Origin of the sequence: Bacillus sp. AR4-2 (genome assembly GCF_008274865.1) — a bacterium.
Taxonomy (GTDB): domain Bacteria; phylum Bacillota; class Bacilli; order Bacillales; family Bacillaceae_G; genus Bacillus_A; species Bacillus_A cereus.
This window is the reverse complement of the sequence record NZ_CP031062.1, coordinates 2,971,793-2,988,868: the sequence shown is the minus strand read 5'-3', so window position 1 is coordinate 2,988,868 and position 17,076 is coordinate 2,971,793. Positions and strand designations below refer to the sequence as shown.

The window sequence follows — 17,076 nt, the reverse complement described above, 5'->3', positions numbered from 1 at the left end:
TGAGGGAAAAAGTATGAAATCTCTGTATGCAATTGATGTAGGAATTGGCTTTACCAAAAGGGCATATCGACAGGATGTAGATTCTGAGATGACAATCAAGAGTGAAGCTTCCACACTAGCCCCTGTACCTAATCATGCTGAAAGTGAAGATTTAACAAAGGTAAGTTTTATAGACTTAGATTTTGCATACTACATGGGAAATGAAGCACATCAATCTGACGCTTCGTTTCTTCCTCCATTTGACGAAGAAATAGAAAATTATTATGAAAGCGAACGATTTAAACAACAAATATTTGGTTGCATTGCAAAGGATTATAAAGAAAATGTCGTGTTACCTCTAGTTGTTACCGGGCTCCCCGTTACTTGTTTTGGTAGTCAGCATGAGCAATTACAACGTGCACTAAAAAAAGAAACTTCCGTACAAATTGATGGGAAATTTATTCATATTACGGTGGAAAATGCTTTGATTCTTCAGCAACCGGTCGCTTTACATGCCTATTTCTTAAAAGAGGGAATCATTCAGGAACGAGATCGCATCTTAATTATTGATGGCGGATTTCGTACAGTAGAAATGACAGATATGAAACAGAATGTCATTTTAAATCATTATGAGGCGGAACTAGGATGTAGCAAGCCTTTGAAAAATATTAAGAATATCGTGCAGAATCATGAGGGTGAAAGTAATCAATTGCATATTAACGACATGCCAAACATATTAGAAAAAGGATATGAATGTCGAGAAGAAAATCATGAGACAAATCAGGTTCATACTTTGATTCAAAAAGAGTTGGATGCACACTTCCAAGACGTCATGCGTGTATTACAAGAACAATTTAAGTTAGAACAGTATAACACTATTATTTGGACAGGAGGAATAGTAGATCTCCACAAAAAACGAATTGAAAAAATGCAAAGTGAAATTTCTTCTTTCCGTATGGTAGACGCTTCGAAAGAGGCTGCACTCCATGGATACTATATTATTGGGAGTCAAGTATTTGACGACATCACCAATCAATCTGCTATGAATCCAAATTATAATAACGACTGAAATGGAGTTCGTTGAATAGACGTGCCAAATTATGTAGCTTCTTTTCCATATATAATAAATTCTTTATAAGAAAAGATAAAAAGTGCTTGTATAGAGGAAATGTTTAAAATTGAGAATGAAAATAACTAATATATAGGGGGTCTTTCTTTTAAAAGAATAAGGCCTCCTATGTCATTTATTTTGTAATTTAGATGATCTAAAAACTTTTCCTCCAAGACATGAATACCTACATACAAATGTCATATTACGGTTATGATTCGATTAAACATAAAACAATTTAGAAAGGAAGAATAATATGGAATGCATAAAAATGACGAAATGGAGTTGGTATCATGTGAAAACTAGTGAGCTTGAAAAACTTTCTTCTATAATCCCTCGTGATGTAACATCTTATTTCTCTCAATTTGTAAAGAAAATAAGTTCTCCTTGTGAAAATGGATTATATGTTTATACGTTATCACCAAGTCAAACTTGTGTATATGGTTCGTTTTTATATGATCAAGATAAAAAGGACGCCAAAATTCAAAAATTTCTTCATTATTTCGTAGCTCATGGAATACTGATAACAGTTCAGGAAAAAGAGGAAGAGGATTTCAAAAAATTAATACATAATTTCCCTATGGGTACAAAAAATTGTAATAGTTCCGCTGAAGGATTATGTGCTATCTTATCAATGTTTATATCTCATTATTTGCGAAAGGTTGACTACTTTGAAAACAATTTCAGAAATGTATTATGGGATTTTTATCATCATAATAACATAGCAGTTTTAGAAAGGATTTATCATATTCGTCATGAATTATTTATGAACACACACGTGTTTCGCTTAATACAAGAAGTGTTACAAGGCCTAAAAGAAGCTTGGTTAGAAAAACTAACAAACACCCTTTGTTATAAACAAACAAGCGTAAAATTAGAGCGTGGATTACAACTCGTTAAAGAGTACCAAGAAGAATTAGACACGATGATTCATTTGCAAGAAGTTGTTTCTTCTCATCGTGGGAATGAAATTATGAAAGCTCTTACTGTATTAACTGCTGTGAGTACGCCTTTGACAGCCTTAGGAGCATTATGGGGTATGAATTTTAAATACATGCCTGAACTAGAATGGAAATATAGCTATTTAATCGCTCTCTTATTTATTATTTTCACAACAGGGGGGATGTATATGTATATGCGATTCAAAGGATGGACAGGTGACTTATTACGAGTAAAGAAAAAGAAATCTTTTTTTAAATCTAATTAATCCTGTTTATAAAAAATATGATAGATATATGATTTGTAATATTTATTAATCGAGATAGCACCATATCCCCATCAAGTTAAAGTTTTGATGTCCCCGTAATGATAAAAATGGTGAATATTTATATGAAAGATTAGAGCTCTCCTTCTTGTAGGAGAGCTCTAATCTTTGTTTAAAAACTATATCATATACTCTGAAATTTGTCCGGATTCAATTTAGAATATGGCAAAAGAGAACTTGCCATTAAAAACAAGCTCTCTTTAAAAGAAATAACGTAATTGAGATACTTATATAGTAACAATTGTTTTCTTCTAATTCCATATGTCATATGTTGAGAAATAAATTATGATTGGATTGATAAAGCTAAAATGAATGATTGACATAATATTTTGACGATAATATAATGAATCTCGAATTCAAGATAACTTGTAAAGGATTGGTAATTATGAGCGTGATTAACGATGAGAGCTTATCTTTAAAGTTATTTGTTATATTATCAAGGGCAGTACAGTCAATTACTAAGCGTATTGAAGAGGATATAAAAAGTTATGGACTTAATCCAACTGAATTTGCAGTGCTTGAGCTACTGTATAGTAAAGGCGATCAGCCTATACAAAAAATTGGAGACAAAATATTACTTGCAAGTAGTAGTATCACGTATGTAGTGGATAAGTTGGAAAAGAAGCGGTTCTTAATACGAAAACCATGTCCTAAAGACCGCCGTGTCACGTATGCGTCAATTACTTCAGAAGGTATTGAATTGATGGATATTATTTTTCCTCAGCATAAAGAGGCGATTCGGCAAATATTTGGTGGTTTGGACTATATTGAGAAAAAAATGATAATCGAAAAGTTGAAAAAATTAGGGTATTATGCACTCGAACTATAAATTTTTAGAAATATATCTCGAATTAGTAATGTCCTAATTAAATATAAATTAAATAAATAGGAGGAAAAATTAATAAATGGTAGTAAATTTATTATAATACAAAATGAATAAAACGTGTAATTTCAATTGGTATAGTATGAAATAAAGTTGTTATGTTAACGTATACATATCGTCCTTTAAATTATAAATCTTTCATAAAGCGGAGAGTGGGTATCAAGAATGGAATTACGTCATTTAGAGTATTTTATTCAAGTTTGTAATAATAATAGTTTCACTAAAGCTGCGGAAGTTCTAGGTATTTCACAGCCGACTTTAAGTCAACAAATACGAGTTTTAGAAGGTGAACTTGATACACCCTTGTTTCATCGAGTTGGAAGAGGTATCAAAATGACAGAAGCGGGTAAGCTGCTATTTGATAAAGGAAAATTTATCATGCAACAATTTGATGACGTTTATAATGAAATTTTTGAATTAAAGGGTGTAAAAAGAGGTGTGATTACTATAGGAGGTTTATTAGAGGATCTCACTTATTTAACACCTTATATTATGAAGTTTCAACAACATTATCCCAACATTGTAGTAAAGATTATAGAATCCGAAGTTGCTGTAAATCAAATCGTTGACAAAAATATTGATTTCGGGATTACACGTAGTGCTCAAATTCCAGATACATTAACAAACACCCTTTTGTATAGTGAAGAGCTCGTCCTTGTCATTCCAAAAAATCATCCTTTGAATGAAAAATCATTTGTTTCTTTTCGAGAATTAGTAGGGCTCAGTAGAGTAATGGTTTCATGTAGTTGTCGTGAATCTATTAAGATATATTGTGAGAGTTTAGGGTTATCTTTATCTGAAGCAAATATAGAAACAAAATCTTCTATTTCTCTATTGAGCCTTGTATACAATGGACATGGGGTTGCTATAATACCTCTTTCACTGGTTAACTTTGTTAATAATGATACTTTGAGCATAGTTCGTATTACTGATCCAACACCAAGTCAAGATATTAATCTTATTCACTTTGATGATAAATTTTTAAGTTTTGCAGCACGTATCTTTATGCAGAAGTTAAATGATTCTCAAAAAGTATCAGTGTAATAGAAATAATAATGATTTTAGTGTAACAATTGAAAAATTAAGATCTATATTAAAGTCAAAGGGCAGTGGATTTATATGTGTGGTGTAGTCGATCAAAAGGGGATACCATTGACTTTTAATTAAGGAAAAAAGGAAAGACTTTGCAAGGAGAGAAGGTTATCAAAAACAAGTTAAGTTAATCAATCAATTCTTTGGTCTTATCGTATAGTAACAGATTCCATAAGGGATATACACTGCTATTTTGAATTTATATATCCTTATTGTAGAAAGAAAACCACCGGCATTATACCGGTGGTTTTGATTTAGAAAGCAAAGCAAGTACAACCAATACCCCATTTAGTTCCATCTTTTCCTATTACGGTATGAGTGTGTTGATGGAGAGGGTTACTACAACTATGTAACTTGTTATCATGGGAATCGTGAGAAAGTATAGTGTTGGCTAGGTTAGCACCACCATACCCATAAACGCCCGTCGGTGACCAATCAGGTGATGCTGGCGGCAATTCAGGTGATAAGTTTTTAAATTCATTATTTCCATAAACAACCTGCCCACCCATAATGGTGAGCAATGATTCAAGGTCTTTGATTTCTTCTTCCGGCACAGTAAAGTAGTCAGCAGACAATACAGCAATATCAGCAAACTGACCGACTGCCAGGGTTCCTTTTTTACCTTCATCACCAGAGAACCACGCACTTCCTTTTGAATATAATTCCAGGGCTACTTTTCTATCAAGTTTATTTTTTTCATCGTATATGGAAAGCCCACCAATGGTTTTTCCAGCAACCATCCAGTAAAGAGCAACCCAAGGGTTATAGCTGGAAACCCTGGTTGCATCACTACCGGCGCCAACAGGTATACCAAGGTCTAACATACGATAAATCGGAGGAGTATGCTTTGCAGCTTCCTTTCCGTATAAGTCAACAAAGTATTCACCTTGAAAAGCCATGCGGTCTTGGATGGCAATACCGCCATTTAAAGCCTTAACACGTTCCATACTACGATCTGAGATTGTTTCTGCATGATCAAACCACCAGCGTAGCCCATTAAAAGGAATTTCTCTGTTAACTTCCTCAAATACATTTAAGAAACGTGTGATTGACTCGTCATAAGTTGCATGTAAACGGAATGGCCAACGGTTTTCCACCAATAGAGAAATTACTTTCTTTAAGTCGGCTTCCATCATCGTAGCTAGTTCGGGCCGTGGCATTTGAAATTTTTCAAAATCAGCTGCAGAGAATACTAACATTTCTCCGGCACCATTCATTTTATACTTATCATTTCCTTGACCTGGAGAAACAATTTTTGTCCATGAAGCAAAGTCTTCATATTCATGATTAGGATTTTGCGTAAATAAATTATAAGCAATACGTAAAGTTAATTGTTCCTTCTCGGCTAAATGTTCAACAACTTTGTAGTCGTCAGGATAATTTTGGAAACCGCCACCTGCATCAATGGCACTTGTAATACCTAATCTATTTAATTCACGCATAAAATGGCGAGTTGAGTTAATCTGGTCGTCAAGATTAAGTACTGGAGCTTTACCCAAACTTGAATAAAGAATAGAAGCGTTAGGGTTAGCAATTAAAAGGCCCGTTGGATTACCTCTTTTATCCCGCTGAATTAAACAGCCTGGAGGATCTGGGGTATCTTTCGTGTATCCCAGTGCACGTAGCCCTGCACGATTTACAAGTGCTCTATCGTAAAGATGTAGCACAAAGACAGGCGTGTCTTCAGAAACAGCATTAATCTCTTCTAATGTTGGCATCCGTCTCTCTTTAAATTGAAATTCAGACCAACCTCCAACTACTCTTACCCACTGAGGAGCAGGTGTACGTCTTGCCTGTTCTTTGAGCATTTCTAGAGCAATAAAAAGTGATGGTACGCCTTCCCAACGTAATTCCATATTATAATGCAGACCACCACGAATAACGTGTATATGAGAGTCATTCAGGCCTGGAATAGCTCTCTTTCTTTTAAGGTCTATTTTTTTTGTTTTTTCCGTGGCACTATTAAGAAGCTCATCTCCACCTACTGCAGTGACTAAACCATCAGTTATGGCGATAGCAGATACCTCAGGCTGAGAAGGGTCAAGGGTAGTAATTTTTCCGTTGTATAAGACCATATCCGGTACATTCATATTCACACCTCGTCTACTTCCTATTATTTTGTAACCATGGATGAAATAATTTACCGAAAATCGGCATGACTACCCATGATAGCAAGGACACGATACATACAGAAACAAAAAAAGCTGACATAATAGGATTCATATGTTTTATAATAGGTCCTATCACTTTAGGAACTAACATGCTAAGAGGCCATACACCCAGAAGGGTAACGATAGACATTTTCCATTTTGGCGGTGGAACTGGCGTTTTCGGAGTAACAAACCAATAAGCCAAACTGCTTTCAGTTTTGTAAGTTGGATTAGCGGCTTGAAATTGCTCCGCCGTTTTTAACAAATCCCGGCGAACATCTGATTCTTGCCAAGTACGTAGATGCTCATACGTATCAAAGCGAAAAATAACAGTATACTCTCTGGATTCGTTACTTGGGACTATTAGATTTACACCTAAATGTCCTGGGAATTTAGTAGCCGCAGCCTCAATTTCATGTCTCCATGTTTCAAACTGTTTTTCTCTACCTTCTTGAATTTCCCATGTAACAATCGTTGTTACTGGATTGCCGGCATCCATCGTGTTCCCTGTATAAGTCTCTTCGACAGCTACTCCTTCTTGTTTCATATTTTCCTGCTTGGAAGCGCGCCATGCACCATAGTATATGCGTATTCTACACCTTGACCATAAGCACCAGTGTGTTCCTTTACAATCTCCATTACAGCATCATAAGTGTCTTTGTGTGCCCAGTCACGTTGGTATTCAAGTAAAACTTGAATTGCTGTCACTGGAATTGCACCAGCTTGTTCTACACGACGCATAGCAGCGTTATGTGCTGTCAAACTAGTACCACCTGAAGCATCATCAACTGCATATACCTCATAGCCAGCTTTAATTGCTTCAAGCACAGGGAATGCAAGGCAAACTTCAGTCCAAAGTGCTGCAAATATTAATTTCTTTCTACCGGTTGCTTTAACTGCCTCAACAAATTTCGGATCTTCCCAAGAGTTCATTGAACTACGTTCTATAATTTCATGGTTTGGGAATATATCAAGAATTTGTGGCCAAAAATAACCAGAAAAGCTGCGTGTTTCAACTGTAGTAAGAATAGTAGGTACGTTAAAAGTTTTTGCTGATTTAGCAAGTAGCATAACGTTATTAATCAATGTTTGTCTATCAATACTTGCAACTCCAAAAGTCATTTGAGGTTGAAAATCAATTAAAATTAAGGCACTGTTCTCCGGATTTAACAATTCTAAATTACTCATAATAAAACGCTCCTTTTTCAATTGTTTATTGAAAGTAATGTATCTTCTGTCAATTGAAGCTCTACTATACTTTTTAATTTAAATTTAGTGCTGATTTAATCAGCACTAAATTTATACTATCTACTTTAAAAAAGGTGATTTAAAGCTATTTACTTGAGATACATTTATGCATTTTGTTTACTAAGATCTCGCTGAGCTCCTCTATAGCTTCCAATTATATTTTGATAGCCTGGAAGATTGCTAGCAAGCAAATTGCCAAAACCTTCGACATCGTTGCGCCAATCGCGTTGTAATTCGCAAGCTACGCTAAACCAGTTCATAAGTTGCACGCCACTATGTGCCATACGTGTATTGGCAGCATCTGCAACTTGTTTACTGAAAGTTCCTGAAGCATCAGTAACAGCAAATACTTCATATCCAGCTTTTATAGCGGAAAGTGCAGGGAAAGCAACACAAACGTCCGTAACTACGCCCGCGATGATAAGTTGCTTTTTTCCAGTTTCTTCGATTGCTTTTACAAAATCATCATTATCCCATGCGTTAATTTGTCCAGGTCGAGCTATTTTTGGTGCATAAGGAAAGAGATCAACCAATTCTTGCATTAAAGGTCCGTTAGGCCCGTTTTCAAAACTTGTTGTTAAAATAACTGGTAAATCAAAAAACTTAGCAGTATGAGCAAGAGCTAAAACATTGTTCTTGAATTCATCAACACCATAGTCACGTACTAGTCCGGACATAAGACCAGTTTGATGATCTACTAAAAGCACGACAGCATCGTCTTTGTTAATACGAGAATAGAGATCAGTCATTATGTATTCCTCCTAAAAATTAAGTAATCGAAGAAAGTTTAAATAGTCGAATACTATCATAAGTTTCTTCGTTTATAACTAAGCTGACCAATAATATTGGTTATAGCAGCATTCATAGAACATGAAGTGCTATACAAATTTATAGTATTTGAAAACTGATTCGTTAATCAATTCTAAATTATCTATAATTCGTATAGGTCGTAACTATAGTTGTTTTCACTATAAAATAGATTGGTTTTACCTATACATCCTATAGATAGAACAATATTGATAGTCACCTATTTTTGTTATTACAATTGAATAGGAGTAATGTTCAGTAATTATTTTATGATGAAAAAGGTATTAGAGGGGGGATTGTTCCAAAAGGAGAAAATGAATGCATTGGAACAATAGAGTTTCATACTTAGAGTTCACAACATGAACGTGCATGAATAGGTTATGACATTCATCCGGATTATTGAAGAAAAGGATATATATTAGAATATTTTTTGGAGGTAGAAGCATGGCTAAAATAACTGTAGGAACCGAAAATCAAGAACCAATTGAGATATATTATGAGGATCATGGTACAGGAAAACCAGTTGTACTAATTCATGGTTGGCCGTTAAGTGGTCGATCTTGGGAATACCAAGTTCCCGCTCTTGTTGAGGCTGGATACAGAGTTATAACATATGATCGTCGAGGATTTGGACAATCATCTCAGCCGTGGGAAGGGTATGAATATGATACCTTTACTTCTGATTTACATCAACTATTAGAACATTTAGAGCTTCAAAATGTCACACTTGTTGGTTTTTCTATGGGTGGAGGCGAAGTAGCCCGGTATATTAGTACGCATGGAACAGATCGTATTGAAAAGGCTGTTTTTGCTGGAGCAGTACCTCCATATTTATACAAATCAGAGGATCATCCTGAAGGGGCATTAGATGATGCAACAATTGAAGCATTCAAAAGTGGTGTGATAAATGACCGCCTTGCATTTCTTGATGAATTTACTAAGGGATTTTTCGCGGCTGGTAATCGAACAGATTTAGTTAGTGAGCCATTCCGTTTATATAATTGGGATATTGCAGCCAGTGCATCACCTAAAGGAACACTTGATTGTATTACCGCCTTTAGTAAGACAGATTTTAGAAAAGACTTGGAGAAGTTTAATATACCTACTCTTATTATTCACGGTGATTCTGATGCAACTGTACCATATGAATATAGTGGGAAATTAACACATGAAGCAATTCCTAATTCTAAAGTGGCCTTAATAAAGGGTGGTCCACATGGGCTACATGCAACGCATGCTAAAGAATTTAATGAAGCACTCCTATTATTTTTAAATGACTGATTACAACTATATAATTGTTAATTGATAAATTATAAACAAGTAAAAAATAAAGCTTTATAAAAGATGCTCTTGGATAAATCCAGGAGCATCTTTTTAAATGGTGATATTGAGATGTTAGGTTGATAAATCTCCATTAATTTTGGATTGAATACTCTTCTTAACAGTTAAAATATATTGATTAGAGTTTTTTAGATTTCTTAGAAGTATTGTTATATTACTATCAAGATAATATTTTGAATAATCCTCAAAACAAAGAAATATACATTTTTCTGAGGAAGAAATATCTTATCAGAAAACAATAAAATCTTATTAATTTTTATAATTGGTAGAATTTTTGTAGAAATAATTCTCTTAATATATTAAAATAACATCGTATTATGTCAGATTTTAATTAGGGGAGAGAAATTTTATGTTGAAAAAAATCATTCCAGTTGCTTTAGCATTAAGTACAGTTACTTTTACTAGTGTATTTGCTGCGCCTTCAATCCAAGCAAGTACAGAACAAAACCGCTACATAGATGTACAAATGCTCGGTATTAACGATTTTCATGGGCAACTAGACACTGTAAAAAAAATTAACAATAAAGATGCAGGGGGAATTGAGTACTTAGGGGCTTATTTACGTGATCGTGAAAAACAAAATCCGAATACATTAAAGGTACATGCTGGCGATGTTGTTGGAGCAAGTACTCCTGTTTCAGCATTATTACAAGACGAACCTACGATTGAATTTCTAAATGATTTGAAATTCGATGTTGGAACGATAGGAAATCATGAATTTGATGAAGGTGTTGAAGAAATGAACCGCCTTATTTATGGTGGATACCATGAGAAAACAGGAAATTTTAAAGGAGCAAAATTCCCATATGTTGCTGCAAATTTCTATAATAAATCCACCGGTCGTTTATTTTTACCACCATTCACTATAAAAAAGGTACAAGGAGTTCCTGTTGGCTTTATCGGAGTCGTAACAACGGATGTTCCTAACCTTGTTATGCCTACTATGCTAAAGAATGTAGAAATTACAGATGAAGTTGAAGCTATTAACAAATCCGTAAAGCAATTAAAAAAACTAGGCGTTAAATCTATCGTTGTTCTTGCACATAACGGAGGTATAACAGATGGGAACGGCGTAACAAATGGTGATATCGTCCGATTAGCAAATGAGACTGATCCAGAAGTCGATGTTATTTTTGGTGGCCATAGCCACACCTATGTAAATGGAACTGTTAATAATAAACTTGTCGTACAAGCAAATTCATATGGTATGGCTTTTGCTGATGTTGATGTAAAGATTGATCGTAAAACACAAGATATTGTTGAGAAAAAAGCAGAAATTGTTACAACTTACCATGAAGGCATGGAGCCTGATAAAAAAATCAAGAAGAAGATGGAGAAATATCAAGCAAAAATCGCACCTCTTGTTAATGAAATTGTAGGTAAGTCTATTGCTCCACTAGATCGTAAACTCAATACGGCTGGTGAATCTACTCTCGGAAATTTAGTTGCTGATGCTCAGCGTGCAACAATGCAATCCCAAATTGCACTTATGAATCCTGGTGGTATTCGTAATGACTTAGATGCTGGTGATATTACATGGGGAGAGATATATGGTATTCAACCATTCGGAAATCAATTAATAAAAGTAAATTTAACAGGTCAAGACATTCGTGATATTTTAAATCAACAATGGCAAAAAGACATAACAAGAATGCTTCAAATTTCAGGGATCCAATACACTTGGGATGCGAACAAGCCTAATGGAGAAAAAGTAACAAGTATTCGCTTAACAAATGGAGAAGAAATTATTCCTTCTAAAACTTACAGCGTCGTTGCGAACGCATTTCTAGCTTCAGGTGGAGATGGATTTGTATCCTTTAAAAACGGTAAAGATGCTGAAACAGGACCAACTGATTTTGAAGCATTAGTAGATTATATAAAAAAATCAAAAGAACCAATTCAGTCTATTATTGATGGAAGAATTCAAAAGATAAATTAGTTTTTTATTAATCTCAAAAACAACTAGATTACCTGTGCGCTATACTCTTTAGTGTGCAGGTAATCTATTTTTTTGATTTGAAATAGTCTAACTGTGGCCAATGGGTATACCGTCTAGATGCAGAGTGCCGAAAAAATGAAGTGAACAAAAAATAACCCCTAAATTAACTCTATGATAAAGAGACTACAAACAATCAAAATTTGGAACTTCATATTAACCATATATTAACTACGTTAATAATACATACTGAAATTGAATACTTTAGATAACATCATCTATAACGAATATCTGTACATTATAATGTTATGCAATGAGGAATTTACAATACAATGAATTGAAGCTTATTTAGTTTTATATTCGTATAAGTGAATTAAGAATTTCTTAAGAACCTATTAAGAAATAAGTGAGTTTTAGGAACTAGAATAAATGTATCTTAACAGTAATAAGAAAATGAATGTTTTAAACGGAAATTGGCAGAGTATGTCAAAAAGCTATAAGTAAATATTTCAGGAGGTTTTTTATGAAAAAGAAAATAATTATTGCAATTGTTGCTTCTGCTATAACAATGACTCATTTTGTAGGAAATACTTATGCAGATTCGAAAACAGAGGTTTCTGTTACAGCTCCCTATAATACAAATCAAATAGCGAAATGGTTAGAAGCACATGCAAAGCCTTTAAAAACAACTAATCCAACTGCATCTCTTAATGATTTGAAACCACTTAAGAATATGGTAGGTTCAGCTTCAATTGTAGGTTTAGGTGAAGCTACGCATGGGGCTCATGAAGTTTTTACAATGAAACACCGCATTGTTAAGTATTTAGTATCTGAAAAGGGCTTTACCAATCTAGTTTTAGAAGAGGGATGGGACAGGGCCTTGGAACTTGATCGATATGTTCTTACTGGTAAGGGAAACCCAAGCCAACATCTAACACCTGTATTTAAGACGAAAGAAATGCTAGATTTACTTGATTGGATTCGGCAATATAATGCTAATCCAAAACATAAATCGAAAGTACGTGTCATCGGGATGGACATTCAATCAGTAAACGAAAATATTTATAATAATATAATAGAATATATTAAAGCGAACAATTCAAAACTGTTGCCTAGAGTAGAAGAGAAGATAAAAGGGCTTATTCCTGTAACAAAGGATATGAATACTTTTGAAAGCCTTACGAAAGAAGAAAAAGAAAAGTATGTTTTAGATGCTAAACAAATTAGTGCTTTATTAGAGGAAAATAAAAGCTATTTAAATGGGAAATCTAAAGAGTTTGCATGGATAAAGCAAAATGCTCGTATTATTGAACAGTTTACTACAATGTTAGCGACACCTCCTGATAAACCAGCGGATTTTTATTTGAAACATGATATTGCAATGTATGAAAATGCGAAGTGGACTGAAGAACATTTAGGAAAAACCATTGTATGGGGACATAATGGACACGTTTCGAAAACAAATATGCTTTCTTTTATATACCCTAAAGTAGCAGGGCAGCATTTAGCAGAATATTACGGAAAACGGTACGTATCTATTGGAACGTCAGTTTATGAAGGACAATATAATGTCAAGAATAGCGATGGTGAATTTGGCCCCTATGGAACATTAAAATCGGATGATCCAAACAGTTATAACTACATTTTTGGACAGGTCAAAAAAGATCAATTTTTTATTGATTTACGTAAGGCGAATGGCGTGACAAAAACTTGGTTAAACGAACAACATCCAATTTTCGCTGGAATAACTACCGAAGGGCCTGATATACCAAAAACTGTTGATATATCATTAGGTAAAGCATTTGATATACTTGTTCAAATTCAAAAAGTGAGTCCATCTCAAGTACATCAATAAATTTAGAATCATGTGCCTTAATGACAAATTTCATAGTGTTTCATATAACACAATGAAATTTGTTCTATATAGCAAGAAGAATAATCGCATTAGAAAAAATTAGCAGTTTAACCTGTTAAGAGTAAAACGAATCTTCAATATGTAAAGCGCAAAAACACTGAAGCGAAAAGCATCGGTGTTTTTTGCGCTTTCGGGCACAGATGCTACTTCAATCCTATTGTAGAAGTGATTTTGTATGTAAGGAATTTGTAAGGAATAGGTAAGAAAAAAGAGATTTTCATTGTGTAGGATAAAAATATAAGGAGGCATGAAGGGGGGGACAAGTACGGCCTACATATAAAACAAATAATCAGTAACAAGAGTGTTTTAAGGAAAAGAAGTAATTTCTATGGTTAATATGTATGTGGAAAAAGAGTGATTTAGAGATTGTTAGAACACAATGGTGTTTGTGAAAATAATGATTAGTACGTTGATTGCAAATTCAGTGTTGACTTTTATCATTGGGAGAGTTGATAGCTGTGTGGTTCGTATATGAGAAAGCTATCAGCCATCAATACAATTTAAATAGAAGAGAGGAATTCTTTATGAAAACACGCAGTAAAATTACATGTGCAAGTCTAGCACTTTTAATAGCTGGAAGTTCCCTGTTATACATAACACCAACATTAATTGTAAAAGCAGAACCTACGCAAAATGTATCTAGTTCGTTACAAACAAGTACGCAAAGCGATCGTACTTCCGTTAAGAAAGCAATGCGAGATGAACTGCAACTTGGATACCCGGGAATACTCGCTCAAATTTCTAAGGGGGGTAAAACTTGGAGTTATACAGCTGGGGTAGCGGATCTGAAAACTAAGAAACCAATGAAAGCAGATTTTCGCTTTCGCATTGGCAGTGTGACGAAAACGTTCATTGCAACAGTTCTACTTCAATTATCTGGAGAGAACCGTTTGAATCTAGACGACTCCATTGAAAAATGGTTACCTGGTGTTATTCAAGGAAACGGATATGATGGTAACCAGATTACGATCCGGCAAATATTGAATCATACAAGTGGTATTGCTGACTATATAAATTCAAAAGACTTTGATATTACGGATATAAAAAAATCGTATACGGCTGAAGAATTTGTAAAGATGGGGATTTCACTTCCCCCAGACTTTGCCCCAGGAAAGGGTTGGTCTTATTCAAACACAGGATACGTATTACTGGGGATCCTTATTGAAAAAGTAACTGGCAACAGTTATGCGGAAGAGGTTGAAAATCGGATTATTGAACCGCTTGATTTGTCAAATACATTTCTACCTGGTAATTCAAGCGTGATTCCAGGCACCAAGCATGCCCGTGGCTATTTGCAACTAGACGGAGCGAGTGAGCTAAAAGACGTTACTTATATTAACCCAGGTAGCTCGGATGGAGATATGATTTCTACTGCTGACGACTTAAACAAATTCTTCTCTTACTTACTAGGTGGCAAATTACTGAAGGAACAGCAGTTAAAACAAATGCTTACTACAGTTCATACAAATAGAGAGGGAACCGGATATGGTCTTGGAATCCTTGAAATTAAGCTTCCGAACGGTGTCTCGGTATGGGGACACAGGGGGGGCGTTCCAGGGTTTTCCACTTTTGCTGGTGGAACACTTGGAGGTAAACATACACTCGCTATCAATTCGAACAGTTTAAACATTAATAACCCGGAAGTTTTTAAAAACATTTTACTTGCTGAATTTAGCAAGTAGGAAAAACGGATAAATTTTGTCATTTGTAATTTCCATCGGAATGGATTACCGCTTGAAAGAGTATAGAGGGATTAAGTATCTATAATTGTGTAGGAGCAGCATTTGCAAAATTAGAAATTGAAATAGATTCAACCATTAAAGATAATATTAGCAGGAAAAAATTGAGGGACATTAAGGATTTTGTGAAGAAGACTTCAAAAATGAACTGAAATCTAATAAACAACGTAAAAGCTAAAAGATTTTCGCTGTGAGAACATCTCAAAATATTAAATTGATGGTAACTTTGTTGTAGCTCTTTAAACATACCTATATTAAAACCCAAATATCTCAGCATTAAATTGAGAAATTTGGGTTTTTCTAAAGGAATCAATTTTTTAAAAAATTTTTAGAAATTTAAACATAAAGTATTGTATACATGTAAGTATGATTAAAAATGAAAAGTTGTAAATGCTAAATTTAATTAAATACGCCTTACTCTCTTTAACATTGGCCTGAATGAATAGTTTATAGGAGATTACACTGGCTAAAGATGCGATAATTGTTCCAAGCCCTCCAATATTTACTCCTAGTAATAAAGCTTTCCAATCAGAAGTAAAGTTTGATAGAAGAATTGAAGTAGGAAAATTGCTAATCAATTGACTCAAAAATATGGAACTAAAGAAGACTGAAGTATCTCCTTTTAAATTAGCGCGAGCAAATGTCTCCAGTGCATCCGAATGTGAAATGTTTCCGATGAAAATAAAAAAACAGACAAAGGTTATTAGAAGAAAGTAATCGATCTTAAATAGTAAGTTTCTATCTAACGTAAATGCTGCCACCAATGTAACTATTAGCGCAATGTAATAATTAATGACACCAAAAATAGATGCAATGATAGTGATAAGTATTAAAATCCAGACGGTAGCTTTTTTTCGATTTTTCACGGTAATAACAGGTAGTTCTATTTTCAAATCTGTTTTTTGAAGTTTTTGAGTACATATAAATAACAAACTAATTCCAAGTACAGCTAAAAGCAGGATTGAACCTAAAAATGGGATGAGCTTAATTCCATAGTAAGAATATAGGTATAAATTTTGTGGGTTTCCCATAGGCATCAAGCTACTACCGATGTTTGCCGCAATTGTTTGCAGGATGATTGTATCCATCATGTTCATTTGTGTTTTTTTACTAATGACAAGTGTTATTGGTACAAAAGTGAGGAGAGCGACATCATTTGTTACAAACATGGAGCAAATAAAGCATAACAAAATTAGAATAATAGATATTGACCTGCTGTTATTGCATTTATTTAAAATCGCAACAGCAAGTTTGTCTAATATCTTTAGCTGTTCCAAGGCCTTAATGGCCACCATTAGATTAAATAAGCTAATTAACACTTCAAAGTTAATATATTCGATCTTTGGCGAATGTATTAAGCAGCTTACAATTGCTAGTATCAGTGAAATGGTAAGCACTAAATCCTTTTTTAAAAATTCGAATTTCATAAGGAGTCTTTTTTTATTTTGAACGAATACTATTTCTTTCACAATACACCACCTGTAATCTATGTTAGTAAATATACGTTTTTTGGGATAACTCGATATTGCTAGAAAAGACGATGTCATAAGGTCCTAAATAAGAGTTTTGTAATGTTTCATCCTTTCAACAAAATCCTTTTTTCTTAGTGTCTTT

General features: G+C 34.2%; 13 protein-coding genes and 1 pseudogene. 9 read left to right on the top strand and 5 right to left on the bottom strand.

All coding sequences use genetic code 11. The annotated features are described in order from the left end of the window. Positions 1–13: 13 nt before the first annotated feature. The 4 genes from DN399_RS15435 to DN399_RS15420 all read left to right on the top strand — a co-directional run bounded on the left by DN399_RS15435 (position 14) and on the right by DN399_RS15420 (position 4,278). Positions 14–1,048, top strand: a complete 1,035-nt coding sequence (locus DN399_RS15435) for a ParM/StbA family protein (RefSeq protein WP_149149767.1) — start codon at positions 14–16, stop codon at positions 1,046–1,048. Between the two features lie 295 nt (positions 1,049–1,343). Next, entirely contained in the window at positions 1,344–2,294 is a 951-nt protein-coding gene (locus DN399_RS15430) for a magnesium transporter CorA family protein (RefSeq protein WP_000388933.1), read from the top strand. Between the two features lie 442 nt (positions 2,295–2,736). Further along, a complete protein-coding gene (locus DN399_RS15425; RefSeq protein WP_000111426.1) occupies positions 2,737–3,180 on the top strand; it encodes a MarR family winged helix-turn-helix transcriptional regulator in 444 nt (147 codons plus the stop codon). A 219-nt stretch (positions 3,181–3,399) separates the two neighbouring features. Next, positions 3,400–4,278: a LysR family transcriptional regulator gene (locus DN399_RS15420; protein WP_000423188.1), complete on the top strand. Its 879-nt coding sequence runs from the start codon at positions 3,400–3,402 to the stop codon at positions 4,276–4,278. A gap of 302 nt (positions 4,279–4,580) precedes the next feature. Here the strand turns inward: DN399_RS15420 and DN399_RS15415 are convergent, their stop codons facing one another. The 4 genes from DN399_RS15415 to ycaC all read right to left on the bottom strand — a co-directional run bounded on the left by DN399_RS15415 (position 4,581) and on the right by ycaC (position 8,473). Continuing rightward, positions 4,581–6,416 (bottom strand): amidohydrolase, encoded by a 1,836-nt coding sequence (locus DN399_RS15415; RefSeq protein WP_049108392.1) that lies wholly within the window; start codon positions 6,414–6,416, stop codon positions 4,581–4,583. A gap of 13 nt (positions 6,417–6,429) precedes the next feature. After that, complete coding sequence (locus DN399_RS15410; RefSeq protein ID WP_016122792.1) at positions 6,430–7,023, bottom strand: antibiotic biosynthesis monooxygenase; 594 nt, start codon at positions 7,021–7,023, stop codon at positions 6,430–6,432. Continuing rightward, a complete protein-coding gene (locus tag DN399_RS15405; RefSeq protein WP_000067162.1) occupies positions 7,020–7,664 on the bottom strand; it encodes a hydrolase in 645 nt (214 codons plus the stop codon). Before DN399_RS15405 ends, DN399_RS15410 begins: the two co-directional genes overlap by 4 nt. A gap of 164 nt (positions 7,665–7,828) precedes the next feature. Further along, entirely contained in the window at positions 7,829–8,473 is a 645-nt protein-coding gene (ycaC, locus tag DN399_RS15400) for an isochorismate family cysteine hydrolase YcaC (RefSeq protein WP_149149766.1), read from the bottom strand. A gap of 502 nt (positions 8,474–8,975) precedes the next feature. Here ycaC and DN399_RS15395 point away from each other — a divergent pair. The 5 genes and pseudogenes from DN399_RS15395 to DN399_RS15370 form a co-directional block, all read left to right on the top strand. Continuing rightward, positions 8,976–9,812, top strand: coding sequence for a bromoperoxidase (locus tag DN399_RS15395; RefSeq protein ID WP_001074327.1), 837 nt, complete (start codon positions 8,976–8,978; stop codon positions 9,810–9,812). 409 nt (positions 9,813–10,221) lie between these two features. Beyond that, entirely contained in the window at positions 10,222–11,811 is a 1,590-nt protein-coding gene (locus tag DN399_RS15390) for a bifunctional metallophosphatase/5'-nucleotidase (RefSeq protein WP_016122791.1), read from the top strand. Positions 11,812–12,331: 520 nt separating this feature from the next. Further along, positions 12,332–13,663 carry an erythromycin esterase family protein gene (locus DN399_RS15385; protein ID WP_149149765.1) on the top strand — a complete coding sequence of 444 codons (1,332 nt, stop codon included), beginning with the start codon at positions 12,332–12,334 and terminating at the stop codon, positions 13,661–13,663. Between the two features lie 584 nt (positions 13,664–14,247). Then, on the top strand, positions 14,248–15,405 hold the full coding sequence (locus DN399_RS15375) for a serine hydrolase domain-containing protein (protein WP_149149764.1): 1,158 nt from the start codon (positions 14,248–14,250) through the stop codon (positions 15,403–15,405). A gap of 110 nt (positions 15,406–15,515) precedes the next feature. Continuing rightward, positions 15,516–15,614: pseudogene (locus tag DN399_RS15370) on the top strand (cytochrome P450); the annotation flags it as partial. 165 nt (positions 15,615–15,779) lie between these two features. Here the strand turns inward: DN399_RS15370 and DN399_RS15365 are convergent. Continuing rightward, positions 15,780–16,931 carry an anion transporter gene (locus DN399_RS15365; RefSeq protein ID WP_016122788.1) on the bottom strand — a complete coding sequence of 384 codons (1,152 nt, stop codon included), beginning with the start codon at positions 16,929–16,931 and terminating at the stop codon, positions 15,780–15,782. Positions 16,932–17,076 lie beyond the last annotated feature (145 nt).